We start from the raw sequence: 15419 nt of genomic DNA on the forward strand, positions 1-15419 counted from the left end.
TCACTTTACCGCCTCCGAGTCACCGTCGCCTTCCGGCGTGTCGCCCCCGGCCTCGTCGCGGATAGTGCCGAGGACGGAGCGGTAAATGTCCCCGAACAATTCCGGAAAGGTGTTCGGGGAAATCCGGTTCGTTTCGATGAACTTGACCACGATTTCCTTGGTCACCTGCAGGGCCTGCTTTTGCGTCTGATCCATTCTCGCGACCTCCTCGGCAAAGAAAAAACCCGCCCTGGGGAAATGGCCTTGACCACCATGATCAATGACCGGGCGGGTTAAAAACGGAAAAACCGGACGGCCCTCCCGTTATTTAGCTATTGTTCAGCCATTTCCTCTTCCTGACTCATGGCCTGGATCTCCTCACGGATGATCCGCGCGGCGGCCAGCGGGACGGCCTTGTCCATCTCGTCCGTCAGCTCTTTTCGCAGTTCCATCCCCAAGGACTCCAAACGCTCGTCCAGCAGCGCGACCAGTTCATCCCGCCATCCATCCGGGGACGCGGCGACGCTCGCTTCTTGTTCGCCGTTGTCCTGTTTCAGCTCATTCATGCCGGGAGCAAATTTTTGCTCGATGTCCTCCTGCATAGACATCCTGAGTTCTTCCAGTCGTTCTTCAAGGCGCTCTCTCAGACGTTGCTCAACGTCAGCGGACATGGACTCGGAAAGTTTGGCCAGTTCCGCGTCGACGACCTTGGCGGCAACGGTCTCCACCTGTTCGGCCAAGCCGTCCATCGTCTGTTGCACGGAGTCCAGGCGCGACCCGACACGTTCGTCCATTTGCTGGTCCATTTGGGCCAGCAGACCATCCAGGTCTGGTTCGGGAGCGTTGAGTTGGGGGGGCTCCCGCTGTTCCAGAGCAGCCAAACGGTCTTCCAATTCTTGCAGACGTTGTAAAACGGATTCAGGCAAGACAGCCTTGGGCGTGTCTTCCGAGACAGCGTTTTCGGGCGAGGGTGCTTCGTCCAAAGCGGAATCCGCGATTGCGGCTTTTTCGGCAACGGAGGAAACGTCTTCAAGGACCTCATCGGTCGTGCCCTGGTCCATTTCCAGAGCGGTTTCGGGTTCTGAGCCCGTCTCCGGCTCGGATCCCGGCGTGTCCCTGATATCCGATTCAGCCTTCATTTCGGAGTCAGCGGGCGCGGTATCCGCGATATCCGGTGAGGCGTCGCTTGAAGCGTCCGTCGGAGCAGTCGTCGCTTGGGGGTTGGCCTCGTCCAGGCCCAGACCGTCCAGTTCCGCCAACCAATCCGGTTCATCCTTCGATTGCGGCGTGGCCTCGGTGGATGCGGTCTCGGTGGACGCGTCCGACTCCCGTTCGCCCTTCTGGTTCGGTTGGGCATGCTCGTCGAATAAATTGTCGAAATCCAGAGCCGAATCATCACCAGCGTTGGAGCTTTCAGGCTTGTCCGAAACTTCCGGGGTTTTGTCGTCCTTGTCCTCGAACAGGTCGTCCAGGTCCAGCGTATCAGAATCCGGCTCGCCCTTTCTGCCTGACCCGCCACCCTGGACATCCTGCTCGGGAGGGCCGAGGTCCGCGAAAATCTGGTCGATTTCTCTTTCCAAATCCAGATCGTCCAGCGTTTCGTCCTTCGCCGTGGAAGGCTTCGCGGTCTTGAGGTTCGGCGTTTCGGGGTGACCCTCTTCAACGATGTCGGTCAGGTCGATGATTTCGTTTTTGGCGGCACTGGGCATGGTTCCTTCCTTGGGAGAAATGACGGTCGTTTCGTCTCGGACAGCGTCTGCATAAACCATGACCGTCGCAAAAAACAAGAGGGACCGCGGCTGACCGCGGCCCCTCCTGAATTACGGAAGCCGTCAGGGTAAGCAATTAGTCCCTGGGGTGACAACCGGTGCAAGCCACGGGACCGGTGGGCAGTTCCTGCTGACGCAGGTCGCGGTGACAACCGATGCATTGATCGTGGTAGGCCTTTTCGAAGTAGAGAATATCTCTGCGCTCTTCAGGCGTTTCCGGGTAGATCAGGTCGTGACAGCCGGAGTCCATACAGCCTTCATTGACGTCCCCGGTGTGGTGACAGTGGTAGCAATCAATGTCCGCATGCACGGAGTGAGCGAAGGGAATGGATTGTTGCTTCGGCTCATAGTCCCCGCCGGGCTTGGGGATCATGTAGTCGTCGCCAGGTACGTCGGCGGCGTTCAGGTTCGGCAGAACAAATGCGAACACCAGAGCAACCGCGGCCAAAATTGAAATGATAGACTTTTTCATCGTGATTCACCTCCTTTTTCATGGGATTGTGTAAAAAAGAACTTGCCTGGAAGCATTATGGCAGGACTCCGGATGAAGTCAAGGCGGAAACACGGCGACGTGTGATCCTACCGTGCCTTGTCGTCGGAGTAGTTCCACAACATAGCGCCGTTCTTGCTGAAACACTTCAGGGCGCGCGATCACAGGACGTTGGTCGTGCGCAGCCCCTGGAGCAGGTCGCGGCCTGTTTGCGAAGCGGCCGCCTCGTTCAGGGCCGTCTCCCCGCCCAAAACCACCACCCGACCCTGTTCGCCGAAGGCGTCCAGGACGTCGGCAACGGCCCGGAAATCCGCCGCGGAGCAGGCCAGGATTTCCTCGCGGACCCGCTGGCGGAACGCGTCGTCCTGGTTGGTCAGGAATCGGCGCAGGGAGACGTGGCCCTTGGCGTCCGGCAACAGGTGAGCGTCCAGGTCGCCAATGGCTCCGACCACGGCCTTGTTCAACTCGTCCTCGCTGATGGGATTCGTGCGCAGATAGGCGGCCGTGGCGTCGAAAGCCTCCAAGGTTTTGACAATATTCGGGTCTCGGTAGGAAACCATGGTCAGCCCGCGGCTCAGGGCGTCGAAAATGCAAAACGCGCCGTAGGCTCCGCCCTTGACCCGAATCCGGTCCCAGAGCCACGCGGTGCGCAGGTACCGGGTCACCACCATCAATGCGCCTAGGGAACAAGGCAGATCCTTGGAAACCCTCGCTCCCTTGCCCACGTAGTTCACTGGCGCGGGGATGGTCAGGGCTTCCCCGTCGCCAAGAGGCGGCAGGCCCCAGGTCGTAGCGTGTGAGGAAACGGTGGAAGCGGCGGGCAGCCCGGCCAGGAACTGTTTGAGTTTCGGCTCCAGGGCCGTGAAGTGTTCTTGATCCGTGGTTATGTTGAATACCAGGGAAGCCCGGTCCAGCAAGCGTTCCAGGATGGATCGCATCCGGGCCTGGACTCGTTCCCAGTCGGTTTCGACTTCCTGGATCAACGCCCGGAGAAAAAACAGATAGGAAATGCCGTTCATCCGCTCCCCGGCTTGGTCCGCGAGGGAAAAGCCGGAACGCAGCCGGGTGTTGACCAGGGTATGGCCGCGAGGGATGAGCATCCGCTCAAACCCGGCCTTTTCTTCCAGGAGGAGTTGGGTGAAGCGGCGACGGTCGTCCAGAGCTGGCGCGAGCAGCAGGTCGGTGAAAATGGCCAGCAGCTCATCCACTCCGTGGCCCATGGCCTTGCCTCGCAGGAAAAGCCACGCCGCGGTATCGTCGTCGTCCGCGTCGCGTTTCGACGAGGTGAACAGCTCCGGCCAGATTCCGCCTGTTTTGCGACTGATTCGGGTGGCCAGGGCCGCGTAGTCCTCTTTTTCCGTGCCGATCTCCACCAGCACCTTGCCTAGCAGGGCGGCGTGGGGCAGGTCTTCCAGGGGCAGGCGGCGCAGATCCAGTCCCAGCTCCAGGTGGACGATACCCGTGGTGAACTGGTCGTGAAGCAGGACGCGGCAGCCGTCCCAGTCCAGGACAGCCCGCGGGATGTGCTTGCCGGATCGGTCCAGGTCGGTCCGGGTCAGCCCCGGAATGGTCGCCAGATTTACCGGCGAATCCGGGGTTTCCTGCCAGGCTTTGAGCTTTTCCGTTTGTCGTCGAACAGCCTCCAAACCCGTCGCGTCCAGGGCGTTCCGGGCCTCGGCCAGCCGAGTTTCCTCGTCCCGGCGCATTTTCTCGCCCAGTTCGGGGTCCGGCGTCAGGAGCACGATGCCATGGTGCGGGTTGTCCAGCAGGCGGGCCTGGATCATGGTTTCGAAGACGCGCTTCCCGGACAGGATATCCTCCTTCAGCCGCTTCAGATCCTCCTCAAAGGCCAGCCCTTCCAGGGGGTCGGCGTCGTGCAGCCAAAGGATCAAGGCCTGAAGCATGACAGCCAAGCCGCGGGGAAAGCGTCCGCTGTTGCGCTCGCGCAACCGAAACTCCACGCTGTTCAATGCCGCCTCTATCAGGTCCGCGGGAACTCCGTCGCGAACCAACTCCTCCAAGGTCTCCCGGATCAGGCGCTCCACCCGGTCGGCGTCTTCCGTTCGCATCCCTCGCAGGCCCGTGGAAAAATAGAGCTGGCGCAGCTCCGCCTCCAGACCCACTCCGGCCAGATCGTCGCCTAAACCGGAGTCGATCAACGCTTTGCGCAAGGGCGAGGAGGGCATCTCCACCAACAAATACTCCAGAACCTGCCAGGCCAAGGCCTCGCGGACGTCCAGGGCGTCTCCCACCACCCAGTTCAGGGTGAGCATGGCCTGACCGTCGCTCTTTTCCCCGGCGCTGACCGGATACCCCCGGGTTTGGCGGGTCGGCGCGGCAAAAGGGGCTTGGCGTTGAACGTGGGAATCCACCTCCAGGCGGTCGAATTCGCGCAAGGCTTCGCTGATCAGGGCCAGCCGCCGGTCTGGATCATCATCGCCGGAAAAATAAATGAACGCGTTGGAAGGGTGATAGTAGCGCCGATGGAAGTTGAGAAACTGCTCGAAGGTCAGTTCCGGGATGCGCTCCGGATTTCCTCCGGAATCCAGTCCGTAGGTGGTGTCCGGAAACAACGACTGCTGGGAGTATTCGGACAACAGACCGTCGGGGGAGGCGTAGGCACCCTTCATTTCATTGTAGACCACGCCCTGGATGGACAAGGTCCCGTCCGCGTCCACCTCGTAATGCCAGCCCTCCTGGCCGAACACCTCCGGAGTCAGACGGGGATGAAAGACCGCGTCCAGATACACGTCGATCAGATTGTAAAAATCCTTGATGTTTTGGCTGGCCACGGGATAACAGGTCTTGTCCGGATAGGTGAAGGCGTTCAAAAATGTTTGCAGCGATCCCTTGAGCAGCTCGACGAACGGCTCCTTCACGGGGTATTTGCGCGATCCGCACAACACGGAATGCTCGAGAATGTGCGCTACTCCGGTGGAGTCGGCCGGCGGGGTCCGAAAACTGATCCCGAAAACCTTGTTTTCGTCGTCGTTGACCAGGGACAACAGCCTGGCCCCGGTATGGTCATGGCGATACAGAAAGGCCCGTGACTGCAGTTCGGTGATGAAGGTTTCCTTGAGCAACGTGAAATCGTGGGGCATGGTTGGTATTCTCCGTGGAACGGTATGGATTGGCGACGGACGAAATGAATGCCCGCGGGATAGCGGGGGAAGGCATCAATCAAAATCGAAATCGATACCGATTCATTTAGTGCGTGAGAAACGAGAACAAATTTGTCCCGGCGACCCGATTCATTGACATTGACAGCCGAAGGAGGTCAAGGTATCGCCTTGTAACTTTTATCACAAGGAGGATTGTGGCGTGAATATTCTGATGTTTGGTCCTAACGGCAGTGGAAAGGGTACCCAGGGGTCCCTGATCAAATCGAAGTACAATCTGGCTCACATCGAATCCGGCGGCATTTTCCGGGAGCACATCGGAAAGGGCACGGAACTGGGCAAGAAGGCCAAGGAGTACATCGACCGCGGCGACTTGGTCCCGGACGACGTGACCATCCCCATGGTTCTGGAGACCCTGAAGACCCAGGGCAAGGACGGCTGGCTGCTGGACGGTTTTCCCCGGAACATGGTCCAGGCCCAGAAGCTCTGGGAAGCCCTGCAACAGGCCGGCATGAAGCTGGAGTACGTCGTGGAGATCTTGCTCCCCCGTGAAACGGCCAAGAATCGGATCATGGGTCGCCGTCTCTGCGTCAACGATCCCAACCACCCCAACAATATTTTCATCGACGCCATCAAGCCCAACGGGGACAAGTGTCGCGTCTGCGGCGGCGACCTGAAAACCCGGGCCGACGACCAGGACGAAGCCGCCATCAGCAAACGGCATGACATCTACTACGACACCACCACCGGCACCCTGGCCGCCGCCTATTTCTACAAGGACCTGGCCGCCAAGGGACAGACCAACTACATTGAACTCAATGGCGAAGGCAGCATTGATTCCATCAAGGAAACACTGCTGTCCAAGCTGCCCTAGCCCGATCTCGCCGTCGGCCTCGGCCTTCGCCCGTTGCGGGGCGAGGCCGACGGTGAGAGGAAGAAGGCCATGCTCCGCATCGGACGGATCGACTACCTGAACGTTTGGCCCTTGTTCCAGGGGCTTCAGCAGCGCCTGGATCCCGAAACGCAGGCCCTGACCCGGATCATGGCCGGACATCCCGCGAATCTGAACACGGCCCTGGCTGAAGCGGAACTGGACGTCGCGCCCTCTTCTTCTTTTGAATACTTGTCCCGGGCGGACAGATACACACTACTGCCCGACCTGAGCATCAGTTCCGACGGACCGGTCCGTAGTGTCCTGCTGGCCTGTCCGTTTCCGGTTTCGGAAATGCCGAGGCGTTTGGCATCCGGGCTCCGAGTGGGGCTCTCCTCCGCATCGGCAAGTTCCGCGGCCTTGCTGCGGATTTTATGGCGGTTTCACTGGCAATGGCCGGAGCCGGAATGGATCGAGCGGCGGCCCGGCCAAGAACTAGACAAGGACATGCCGTTTCTGGAAATAGGCGACTTCGCCTTGCGGCTGCATTGCGATCCGCCGCGAGGATGGCATTTGATCGACCTCGGTCAGACGTGGCGAGAGTTCACGAACCTTCCCTTCGTTTTCGGAGTCTGGATGGTTCGGCGCAACCTGTCTCCCTGTGTCGAACATCTTTTGACCCGCGCCGCCAAGGCGCTCTACGCGGCGTCCCGAGAATTTCGGGACGACCCCTTTCCGCTGGTCGCCCGGCTGGAACGGCCGGACTGGCTGACCGTGAAAAGCTTACAGGAATATTGGCAGTGCATTCGCTATGCGTTCGGCCCCAGAGAGCAGGCCGGGCTGGTGTTGTTCGGAGATTTCGCCCGCCGCTTGGGCATGATTCCCGCGGTGCCCGGATTGACCTGGAGCCGCCCGGACCAGAGTGATTTCGCCCTTGCTGCTTGATAAACGACCAATCTTTGAGTACTGAGCGCAAAACGGTTGCGGACCCCGTCTCATCAACAATGGAATAAGGAGGATTCTCAATGAGTGCCGCGGAACATCAAGCCGCTTCTACAGCCGAAGCCCCCAAGGCCGGTTACAAACCTATCGACGAAGAAGCTTTTGAAATGAAGACCGGCAGCGATCTGGGCAAGGCCGCCCTGTTCGTCGCCCTGTTGGCCGTCGTCCTGATGGTCATCCTCTATTTTACCCAGCAGCAGAACATTACCGGCGTGGCCGACAAGCTGAATGAAGTGCAAGGCGTGAAGCAGGAATTGGTCACGGTTCAGGGCCAGATGACCGCTCTGGAAGGCGAAATGGAAGCCTTGGTCGAGAGCCTGAAGGATCTGCCCAAGGAAGCCAAGCGTGTGGTCCTCTCCAGCATGCTCACCGAGTCCGCGAACAAGATCAACTACCTGAGCACTCAGGTGGAAACGCAGGCTCAGCAGTCCAAGCTGCAAGAGATCCAGAAAATGCTTGAGGAAGTTCAAGCCGAACTGTAATCCCCCAATTCGGTTCGGCCATCCCGATGAGCATCGGCTCGCTTCCGGGAATAGATGAAAGAAAACCGGCGAGTCGCAATCTCACCGATTGCGACTCGTCGGCTTTTTGAATACAACACCACCAACGCCGACGTAGCTCAGTTGGTAGAGCAGCTGATTCGTAATCAGCAGGCCAGGAGTTCAAATCTCCTCGTCGGCTCCAGAGAAAATTAAGGGTTTACGGTGATAACCGTAAACCCTTTTTTTGTTTGGGTGGTGCTTTTTGGACGACACCCTTGGCAGATGTCCAAAGCTATCCGCTTGCAATCACAGATGTTGTCGATCTCCGCCACCGCGAGCAATCCTCAATCTCCAGCTGAATATCCCTGCCTTCTTGATCCGACTCATAGTCCGCATGGCGCCCGCCTCGCCCCAAATGAAGTAAGAGTCCTCAAAACGCTCCCTCCTCCGCCCTCCAAATCACCTGAAAAAGGGGCACATGCCAGAACGGGAACCGCTCCGGATCAATCCAACCTCCAACCATATCCTGCTCGGACGGCTTCCGGTGGATGGAGGCCAAGTGGTAAGTCTTTTCCACCTTCAGGCCACGGTTCAGATACGCCCGGTATTCCTTGCTTCCCTTGGCCGAGAGGACGCAGACCGGGATTCCATCCGAGGTGATCTGAACCCCCTTTCCCCTGGGTTTAAACAGAAGTTCGCTTGAAGCGGTTTCCAGAGCGTCAATGGCTGATCTCGTTCCGGGATGTCCGCTTTTTAAAGCCGGAAAAGAAAGATGGACGTCGTCGAGTTGCATCTCCCACAGCTCGGCCCGAGTTTCTCGCTCCTCATCCAGAGTAAGGGAAATCACCGATTCTTGCACCGACACCCACTCGGGGACGGAACTTCTGATTTCATCCACGAACGGATGACTTTCCGCGCAGCACAGAAAGAGCCGATCCCTGGCCCGGGTCATGCCCACGTAATAGAGCCGCCGGGCCTCCTCCATGTTCGCTTCCCGGCGGGGATGACCGACCAACAGGACGGCGGGGAACTCCAGCCCCTTGGCTCCGTGCATGGTGGCGATGCCGATGCCCTGGGCGTTGGCCCGCTGGAACCGGCCCAGGTCACGGGAGACGTCCCAGACGTATTCGGAAAATTCCCGCATCGGACGGCGGATGGACCCGCTTTCCTCCTGATAGTCGCGGGCCATGACCGAAAGCAGGTCCAACCACATCCTGTTGCGCACCATGGTTTCGGCAACAAGGTCCTCCACGAATTGACGGACTTCCTGACCGGTGCAGAGGGATTTTCCGCATCGGAGCAGAAGATCGAGAATTTCTTTGACTTCGCGGATGCTCGGAAAGGGAATTCGTCGATTCCGCACCGGGAAAACGTCAATATCCGCCCGCCGGGCCAAACGGGTGATCGCAAAAACCTCCTGGTTGGTCCGGCACAGGATGCAGACATCGCCGGGGGCCAAACCTTCCCCGGCAACCAGTCGATGGGCCTGCTCCAGGGCCGCCTTGAGCATGGCGGGCTGGGAGAAGGTTCGCAAGATGACGACCGGATCGCCCTTGTCTTTGCGCACCGGCTCCACGGCCGGGGTGTCCATCCGGTCGCTGTTGCGCCGGATCAGCCCGTTGGCCGCGTGGATGATCGGGGCCCTGGAGCGGTAGTTGGCGACCATGTACGTCAGGTCGGCGTCATAGTCCCGGGCGAAGCGATGGATAAACCGGACGTTGGAGCCCTTGAAGGCGTAGATGTTCTGGTCCGCGTCGCCCACGGCCAGCAGCGACGGCCGCCTGGATTGATCGGCTTCCCCGCGACCCGCCAGAAGCGAGAGGAACGCGTATTCCAGCTCGTCGATGTCCTGGTACTCGTCCACCAGGATATGCTCGAGACCCATAATCCGTTCCCGCCAGTCCAATGCCGTTTCCGAATCCATATCCCGGCTCTGGGCCAGATACGCCACCGCTTCCCGCAGGATGGACGTGAAGACCGCCTCATCTCCCCGGCTGCCGATCAGGGACCGACCGGTAATGGCCATGGCCAGGCTGTGGTAGGTGTGCACCCGGATGCCCGCGGAGCTTTTGCCAAGCAGCTCCTTGAGCCGCCTGCGCAGCTCGACCACGGCGTTGCGGTTGAAGGCCACGGCCAGGATCTTGCCCGGACGGACCCGCAAAACCTTGAGCAGATAGGCGATGCGGTGCACGATGATCCGCGTCTTGCCCGAGCCCGGTCCAGCCACAACCAGCATGTTCCTGTCCATCGGAGCCTGGACGATCTTGTCCTGGACCGGATTCAGGGTCTTCAGGATCGCCGCGTGCTGCTCCTTGGTCACGGGCAGCTCGAGAATCCTCTTTCTGTCCCTGAGGTGCGTCTCCACAAACGCTTGGCTGCTTTTCTGGAAGTAGTCGCGTACGAATCGCAGGGCCGCGCCGATGCCGTCGAAGACCGCTCCCAGTTCGGCGAACCGGCCCATGATGTGTACCTGGGCGATTTTCTGCTTGTAGAAGACGGACAGTCCTTCGTAGTCCGCCTTGGTGAACCTGCCCTTGGCATCGAGCACAGTGATGGTCATGGCCGGGCGGATGATCGACAGCCCGTTCTGCAGGCTGATGGCCCGGGCGTGGTGCAGGGCGAAGAGCGCCTCCTTGCATCGATCCGGCAGATCGGCCAACAGCCTGGTGAACAGATCTCCCTGAAGCGCCTTTTCCATCTCCCCGGTGCGGAACGAGACCAGCAGATCCTTGCCCTTCACGTTGGAGGGGATTTTGCCGAGCAGGCAGCGTAGCAGAACCCGGGTTACATGATTGCGCTGGGAAACAGCGTCCCTGACCTCCGGCCATTCCCGGCGCTGAATCACCTGGTAGGTCGAATTCGAAAGCCGGCTGATCCGGAGCAGCCTTTCATCCATGAGCAGCTCCAGAATTCGGAGCAGATGAGCCGGAGTCGCGTCTTGCTGCCCTTGGTCCTTGAGTCTCTGGCAGACATGCCGCAGGGGAAGATTGTACGTTCCCCCCGCCCTGGCGTCCGGCTCGTCCTCCTCCATCAGCTTGAGCAGGTGCTCTTCCAGGGAAACGTACCAGCCGAGCCGGGTTTCGGAATCATCGGCAATGCCCTTGCGCACAAAGGCGGTCATGTTCAGGTCGTGGTTCAGGATACGCACTTTGCGCATCGCGCTCAGGGCGCCCAGGATGCGCGCGGGCTCGGTTCCGAGCCGCTCCGCCAGGTAGTCGGTATTCAGCAGTTCCTTGGGATCCGACTGCATCAGGATGTCCAGAAGCCCCAGCCAGAGATCCCGCTCGGATCTGGAAAGATTGAGGGGTGCCATGATGGATAAAGCCTGCTCCCGGTTTTTCGTGAGCAGCCGACCCTGGATGGTCAGGGTCTTGTTGTCGCCCCGGCGCACCTTGCCGCCGCGCTCCAGCCAGGAAAGCGCGGTGCGGACCTTGGTGTCCCGCATGGAATCCTTGTCGTCCAGAATGTCGAATTCGTAGGCTTCGAACTCCTCGGAGGCCAACAGCTCGCCGGAGGTCATGACCAGCGTGGGGTTTTGGCGGGACGCGGCCAGGCTTTTCAGTCCTCCATACAGAGACTTGAAGTCCTTGCTCGTCACCTCCGAATTTCGGCAGAGTTCGAATTGCGTGTTCAGGTCTTCCGGGTCAAAGAGCAGGCAGCACATGGCCGGCTGCCTGTCCCGGCCGGCACGTCCGGCCTCCTGCAGATAGTTTTCCAGGGAGCCGGGCGTGGAGGCATGGATCACCGCCCGCACGTCGGCCTTGTCCACGCCCATGCCAAAGGCGTTGGTGGCCGTGATCACCCGAAGCTCACCGGCCAGAAACCGTTCCTGCACCGTGGCCCGGTCCTCGGGCGTGCGTCCGGCATGATAGTAGTCCACCTCCCAGCCATGGTCCCGCAGACCGTCCGCGTATTCCTCGACCTTTTTGCGGGTCGCGACAAAGACGATGGCCCCGCCTGACTCCTCCTGAGTGAGCACTTCTTTCAGAATCGCGTCGATCCGTTCGAGCTTTTCCGCTTCCGTGCAGGGCATGACGTCGAAGCGCAGATTGGACCGCTCGTGGCCCCCCTCGAAAAGAACCAGTTCCCGGCCCAGTTCCTCCCGGAAGTAGCGCAGGATCTCGTCCCGGACGTCCGGCTTGGCCGTGGCCGTGAAGCAGGCGATCTGGGGTTCCGGGTAGGATGGGCCTGACGATTGGGGTTCCGGGCGGATGTCCTTGAGGAACGAGGCCAGGGCCAGGTAGTCGGGACGGAAGTCGTGGCCCCATTTGGAAAAGCAGTGCGCCTCGTCCATGACCACCATGCCGATTTCCCGCGATCGGAGCGTCTCCTTCACGCCGGCGTTGCGCAACTGCTCCGGGGCGATCCAGACCAGGTCACGATCTCCGAAGCGGATGGATTCCAGTGCCCTGGCCCGTTCGATGACCGTCAGCGTCGAATTGATCGTGCATCCGTTCAGAATGCCTTTGCGTGTCAGGCCGTCCACCTGATCCTTCATCAGGGACTGCAGCGGGGAAACGATGATCGTCAGGGTCTTGCGCTGTTCGGCCTTCATCAGGCCGGGTAGCTGATAGCAGAGGGATTTCCCGGCCCCGGTGGGCAGAACGGCCAGGCAGTCATGGCCCCGGATCAATGTCTCGACCACCAGCTTCTGGAGCGGCGGGTTTTCTCCCTTGACCGGCAGGTAGTCGTCGTATCCGAAATAACGTCGTAGCTGGATTTTGGAGTCAAAGGCGTTGCGGCAGTACCCGCAGTCGGGATCGGTGCACGGCGACTCCCGCAGAGAACGCAGCATGCCGGGGATCGCGGCCTGGTTCTTCCACACCCAGGCCGGCAATACAGAGTTGCCTCCGGCCACTTCCAGCCAGGCCAGGATATAACCCAGGCAGCAGGATTGGCCGGGCGGTTCCCACAGGTCACGGAACACCTGGCTCCCCGAAGTCACGCAGGCCAGTCCCGCCAACCGCCCGTTCCAGTAGCTTTCGTTCCCCTGCCTGTCCGGCAACGGCATGTCGGCAAGGAGGGAGAAGAATTCGCCGAACCCACTCGCCGGGAATGATCTCGCCAATACCGAACCGTAGAACAGGAGCTGCTCCGGCGGTAGTCGGCGCAATGCCTCGATCTCATCAAGAAAGACGCGCTCGGCCTGCAAGCAGTCCTGGACCGGATCGTTCACGGCCACTTTCACCAGCTTGTAGTCCTTGACCAGGTGATGGTACGGATTCCTGGGAAAAGCCAGGGGAGAGAGGTACAACGTGTCCAGAGGGGGCAGCTTGAGAATGCTGGCGGCCGGAAAGTGCTCTCGCAGCCAGGGAAGATCGTGCCCCAGGATGTTGTGGCCGAGAAGAAAGGAGCGGTTCGTAAAGAAGGAATCTATTTTGGCCAGGGCATTCCCGGCATGAAAATCGCCCTGAAAGAGCCGACGTTCGCGATCCAGAAGATCAACGGCCCCGATCTTAAGCAACCGGTCTTCTTCCGGATGGATCTCCAGGTCGATGGCAACCCCGTTGCGTAGGTACTCGTCGAGGGTCATTGTGAGGCGTCGCGGCTTGAACTTCGCAGGATGTGACTCTCATCCTCAATTTTCGGACGAACAGTCGCTTCCGTGATCATGAATATCTCAAGATGGATAGAAGTGAATGGGGGAATTCCAAAGGTTTTCGGGCTTGCATAGAACGAAATCCCAGGGAGCGCAAACAGGTGCGTGGATGCGTAGGGGCATCGTCTCTCCTCTTGTCACGACCACTCTGAAAAAGGAACCTTGTTATGCTCGAAATCCGAAAAGAAGCCCCCCGAGACCAGAAAGCCGTCCATCGTCTGAACCTGGCCGCGTTCGAGAACGGCCCGGAAGCGGCCCTGGTTGACGCTCTTCGGGCCTCCTGCAATGAGTACCTCGCCTTCGTGGCCGTGGAAGACGGCGTCGTGGTCGGCCACATTCTGTTCACCCCGGTCACGGTGGACGGCTCCGACGCGGTGGGCATGGGGCTGGCCCCCATGGCGGTGTTGCCCTCCCATCAGCGAAAGGGCTTCGGGTCCAAGCTGGTCCGGCACGGGCTTGACCATCTGCGTCGGTCCGGCTGCCCCTTCGTTATTGTTCTTGGGCACCCTGAGTATTACCCGCGCTTCGGCTTCGAGCCGGCATCGAGATACCGGCTCATCAGCCAATGGGAGGGGGTTCCGGACGAGGCGTTCATGGTCGCCGTACTAGACGGTCATGACGCCCTGCCCAAGGCCGGGGGAACGGCGCGGTACCGGGACGATTTCGATGACGCGATGTAGGCGGTTATCGCGCTCCACCCTTCAATCATCCAACCGAATATCCTTCCCCTCCTTGATCCGCGTCATGGTCCTGACCGCGCACATCTTGCCGCACATAGTGCAGGATGGCGTAGGGTCGTGTTCATAGTTTCTTGGGTCGAGTTTCTTGGGCCGAGGGCTTTGACTTTGTCATGCAATCGCATTACGTATCTATTTGTTCACATCTTGCATGGAGGTTCTCATGGCTGCCAATGCTCTTGTCCAAACCCGGATTGATGCCGAACTCAAGGAACGCGCCGCCGTCGTGCTGGAAGGCATGGGCCTGACCGTCTCCGATGCCGTGCGCATCCTGCTGACCCGCGTAGCCCGCGAAGGAAGCCTGCCTGCAGGACTGACCATGGACCCCGCCGCCCATGACGCCTGGTTCCGGGCCAAGGTCAAAGAGGCGCTTGAGGACACGCGGCCTGCAATCCCCGGAGATCAGGTCGAGGCCCGTTTTGAGGAACGCCGGGCCACGGCGCGTCGCAAGCTTGAGGAAACCCTGTCGTGAAAATCGAGTGGTACTGGTTCGCTGTCGAAGACCGGACCAGCATCTTCGACTACATCGAACAGGACGATCCTCGATCCGCCATTGCCGTGGATGAGCGGATCATGGAGCAGACGGCAAAGCTGGCTCGTTTCCCGGAATGCGGCCGTCCGGGGCGCTTCGCGTGAAGTTTTGCGACGTGCGTTGACGGGGCGTTATGAGCCTTTGTTCGGCAACGCGCTGTGGCTTGAGTATCGCGATTTGCTGGATCGCCCGGTGTGGGGCGACGCAACTTCGGCGACGGAGCGTCTTGAGGTTTTGGCGGCTCTGGCCCAACGCGGCCGTTGGGCAACAATTTATTACGGCTGGCGGCCAAACTTGCCGGATGAGGCCGATAATCACCTGATCGAGTTGGCCTTGGCGGGTAATGCCGAGGCGATTGTCACGCATAACGTACGGGATGTTGGCCGTGGCGAGTTGCACCTCGGCTTGCTGCGCATCCTGACGCCCGCGCAATGTTTGGAGGAATGGCCATGAGCACATTGACGATCCGTTTGCCCGACGATACGGCGCAGCGCCTGAAGGCGCTTGCCAAGAGCCGCGGCTTGAGCACGAACAAGCTGATTGAGGAGTTGAGCGCGCATGCGCTGGCGGCCTGGGATACGGAAAACCATTTTCGGGCCTTGGCGGCGACGGGAAATGTGAACCGGGCGCTGGAGATTCTGGAACGGCTGGATGCCGAGGATAATCAGGCGGGTGCATAGTGCGCCGTCCTTGCCTTCCCGCCCGCCGCGACTTGCCTGCCGGCAAGCGCATATGCGTGCCTCGCGTTGTCAAAGTGCTATACTGGTTTAGGGTGAAACAATAAAAAAAATTCTGATGACGCCTTTATGCCGCCCTTTCAGGGCTATTTTTGTTTTAAC

At 60.0% G+C, this 15419-nt stretch carries 13 protein-coding genes and 1 tRNA gene; 9 read left to right on the forward strand and 5 right to left on the reverse strand.

Annotated elements, in window-relative coordinates:
• The 4 genes from GY33_RS0116505 to GY33_RS0116520 all read right to left on the reverse strand — a co-directional run bounded on the left by GY33_RS0116505 (nucleotide 1) and on the right by GY33_RS0116520 (nucleotide 5339).
• Nucleotides 1-195, reverse strand: coding sequence for a hypothetical protein (locus GY33_RS0116505; protein WP_031388386.1), 195 nt, complete (start codon nucleotides 193-195; stop codon nucleotides 1-3).
• Between the two features lie 116 nt (nucleotides 196-311).
• Nucleotides 312-1688, reverse strand: coding sequence for a hypothetical protein (locus GY33_RS0116510; protein ID WP_152555226.1), 1377 nt, complete (start codon nucleotides 1686-1688; stop codon nucleotides 312-314).
• A 136-nt stretch (nucleotides 1689-1824) separates the two neighbouring features.
• The gene (locus GY33_RS0116515) at nucleotides 1825-2220 is read right to left on the reverse strand and encodes a cytochrome c3 family protein (protein WP_031388388.1); all 396 of its coding nucleotides are present in this window, start codon (nucleotides 2218-2220) and stop codon (nucleotides 1825-1827) included.
• A 179-nt stretch (nucleotides 2221-2399) separates the two neighbouring features.
• Entirely contained in the window at nucleotides 2400-5339 is a 2940-nt protein-coding gene (locus GY33_RS0116520; RefSeq protein ID WP_031388389.1) for an insulinase family protein, read from the reverse strand.
• A gap of 220 nt (nucleotides 5340-5559) precedes the next feature.
• On the opposite strand from GY33_RS0116520, the gene GY33_RS0116525 reads away from it, so the two are divergent.
• The 4 genes from GY33_RS0116525 to GY33_RS0116540 all read left to right on the forward strand — a co-directional run bounded on the left by GY33_RS0116525 (nucleotide 5560) and on the right by GY33_RS0116540 (nucleotide 7914).
• Nucleotides 5560-6231: an adenylate kinase gene (locus GY33_RS0116525; RefSeq protein ID WP_031388390.1), complete on the forward strand. Its 672-nt coding sequence runs from the start codon at nucleotides 5560-5562 to the stop codon at nucleotides 6229-6231.
• 69 nt (nucleotides 6232-6300) lie between these two features.
• Nucleotides 6301-7173: a menaquinone biosynthesis protein gene (locus GY33_RS0116530; protein ID WP_051822761.1), complete on the forward strand. Its 873-nt coding sequence runs from the start codon at nucleotides 6301-6303 to the stop codon at nucleotides 7171-7173.
• An 80-nt stretch (nucleotides 7174-7253) separates the two neighbouring features.
• A complete protein-coding gene (locus tag GY33_RS0116535) occupies nucleotides 7254-7712 on the forward strand; it encodes a hypothetical protein (protein WP_031388392.1) in 459 nt (152 codons plus the stop codon).
• 126 nt (nucleotides 7713-7838) lie between these two features.
• A tRNA-Thr gene (locus tag GY33_RS0116540) sits at nucleotides 7839-7914 on the forward strand.
• A 228-nt stretch (nucleotides 7915-8142) separates the two neighbouring features.
• Here the strand turns inward: GY33_RS0116540 and GY33_RS0116545 are convergent.
• Nucleotides 8143-13245, reverse strand: coding sequence for a RecQ family ATP-dependent DNA helicase (locus GY33_RS0116545; protein ID WP_051822762.1), 5103 nt, complete (start codon nucleotides 13243-13245; stop codon nucleotides 8143-8145).
• A gap of 233 nt (nucleotides 13246-13478) precedes the next feature.
• On the opposite strand from GY33_RS0116545, the gene GY33_RS0116550 reads away from it, so the two are divergent.
• From GY33_RS0116550 to GY33_RS0116570, 5 genes are all read left to right on the forward strand, one after another.
• Entirely contained in the window at nucleotides 13479-13991 is a 513-nt protein-coding gene (locus GY33_RS0116550; RefSeq protein WP_031388394.1) for a GNAT family N-acetyltransferase, read from the forward strand.
• Between the two features lie 220 nt (nucleotides 13992-14211).
• Nucleotides 14212-14520 carry a type II toxin-antitoxin system RelB/DinJ family antitoxin gene (locus tag GY33_RS0116555; RefSeq protein ID WP_031388395.1) on the forward strand — a complete coding sequence of 103 codons (309 nt, stop codon included), beginning with the start codon at nucleotides 14212-14214 and terminating at the stop codon, nucleotides 14518-14520.
• Complete coding sequence (locus GY33_RS21130) at nucleotides 14517-14684, forward strand: type II toxin-antitoxin system RelE/ParE family toxin (RefSeq protein ID WP_152555227.1); 168 nt, start codon at nucleotides 14517-14519, stop codon at nucleotides 14682-14684. Before GY33_RS0116555 ends, GY33_RS21130 begins: the two co-directional genes overlap by 4 nt.
• Nucleotides 14611-15033: a PIN domain-containing protein gene (locus GY33_RS0116565; protein WP_051822763.1), complete on the forward strand. Its 423-nt coding sequence runs from the start codon at nucleotides 14611-14613 to the stop codon at nucleotides 15031-15033. The genes GY33_RS21130 and GY33_RS0116565 overlap by 74 nt, the downstream gene beginning before the upstream one ends.
• Nucleotides 15030-15260, forward strand: coding sequence for a ribbon-helix-helix protein, CopG family (locus tag GY33_RS0116570; RefSeq protein WP_031388398.1), 231 nt, complete (start codon nucleotides 15030-15032; stop codon nucleotides 15258-15260). Before GY33_RS0116565 ends, GY33_RS0116570 begins: the two co-directional genes overlap by 4 nt.
• Nucleotides 15261-15419 lie beyond the last annotated feature (159 nt).

This window comes from Desulfonatronum thiodismutans (assembly GCF_000717475.1).
Classification (GTDB): Bacteria; Desulfobacterota; Desulfovibrionia; order Desulfovibrionales; family Desulfonatronaceae; genus Desulfonatronum; species Desulfonatronum thiodismutans.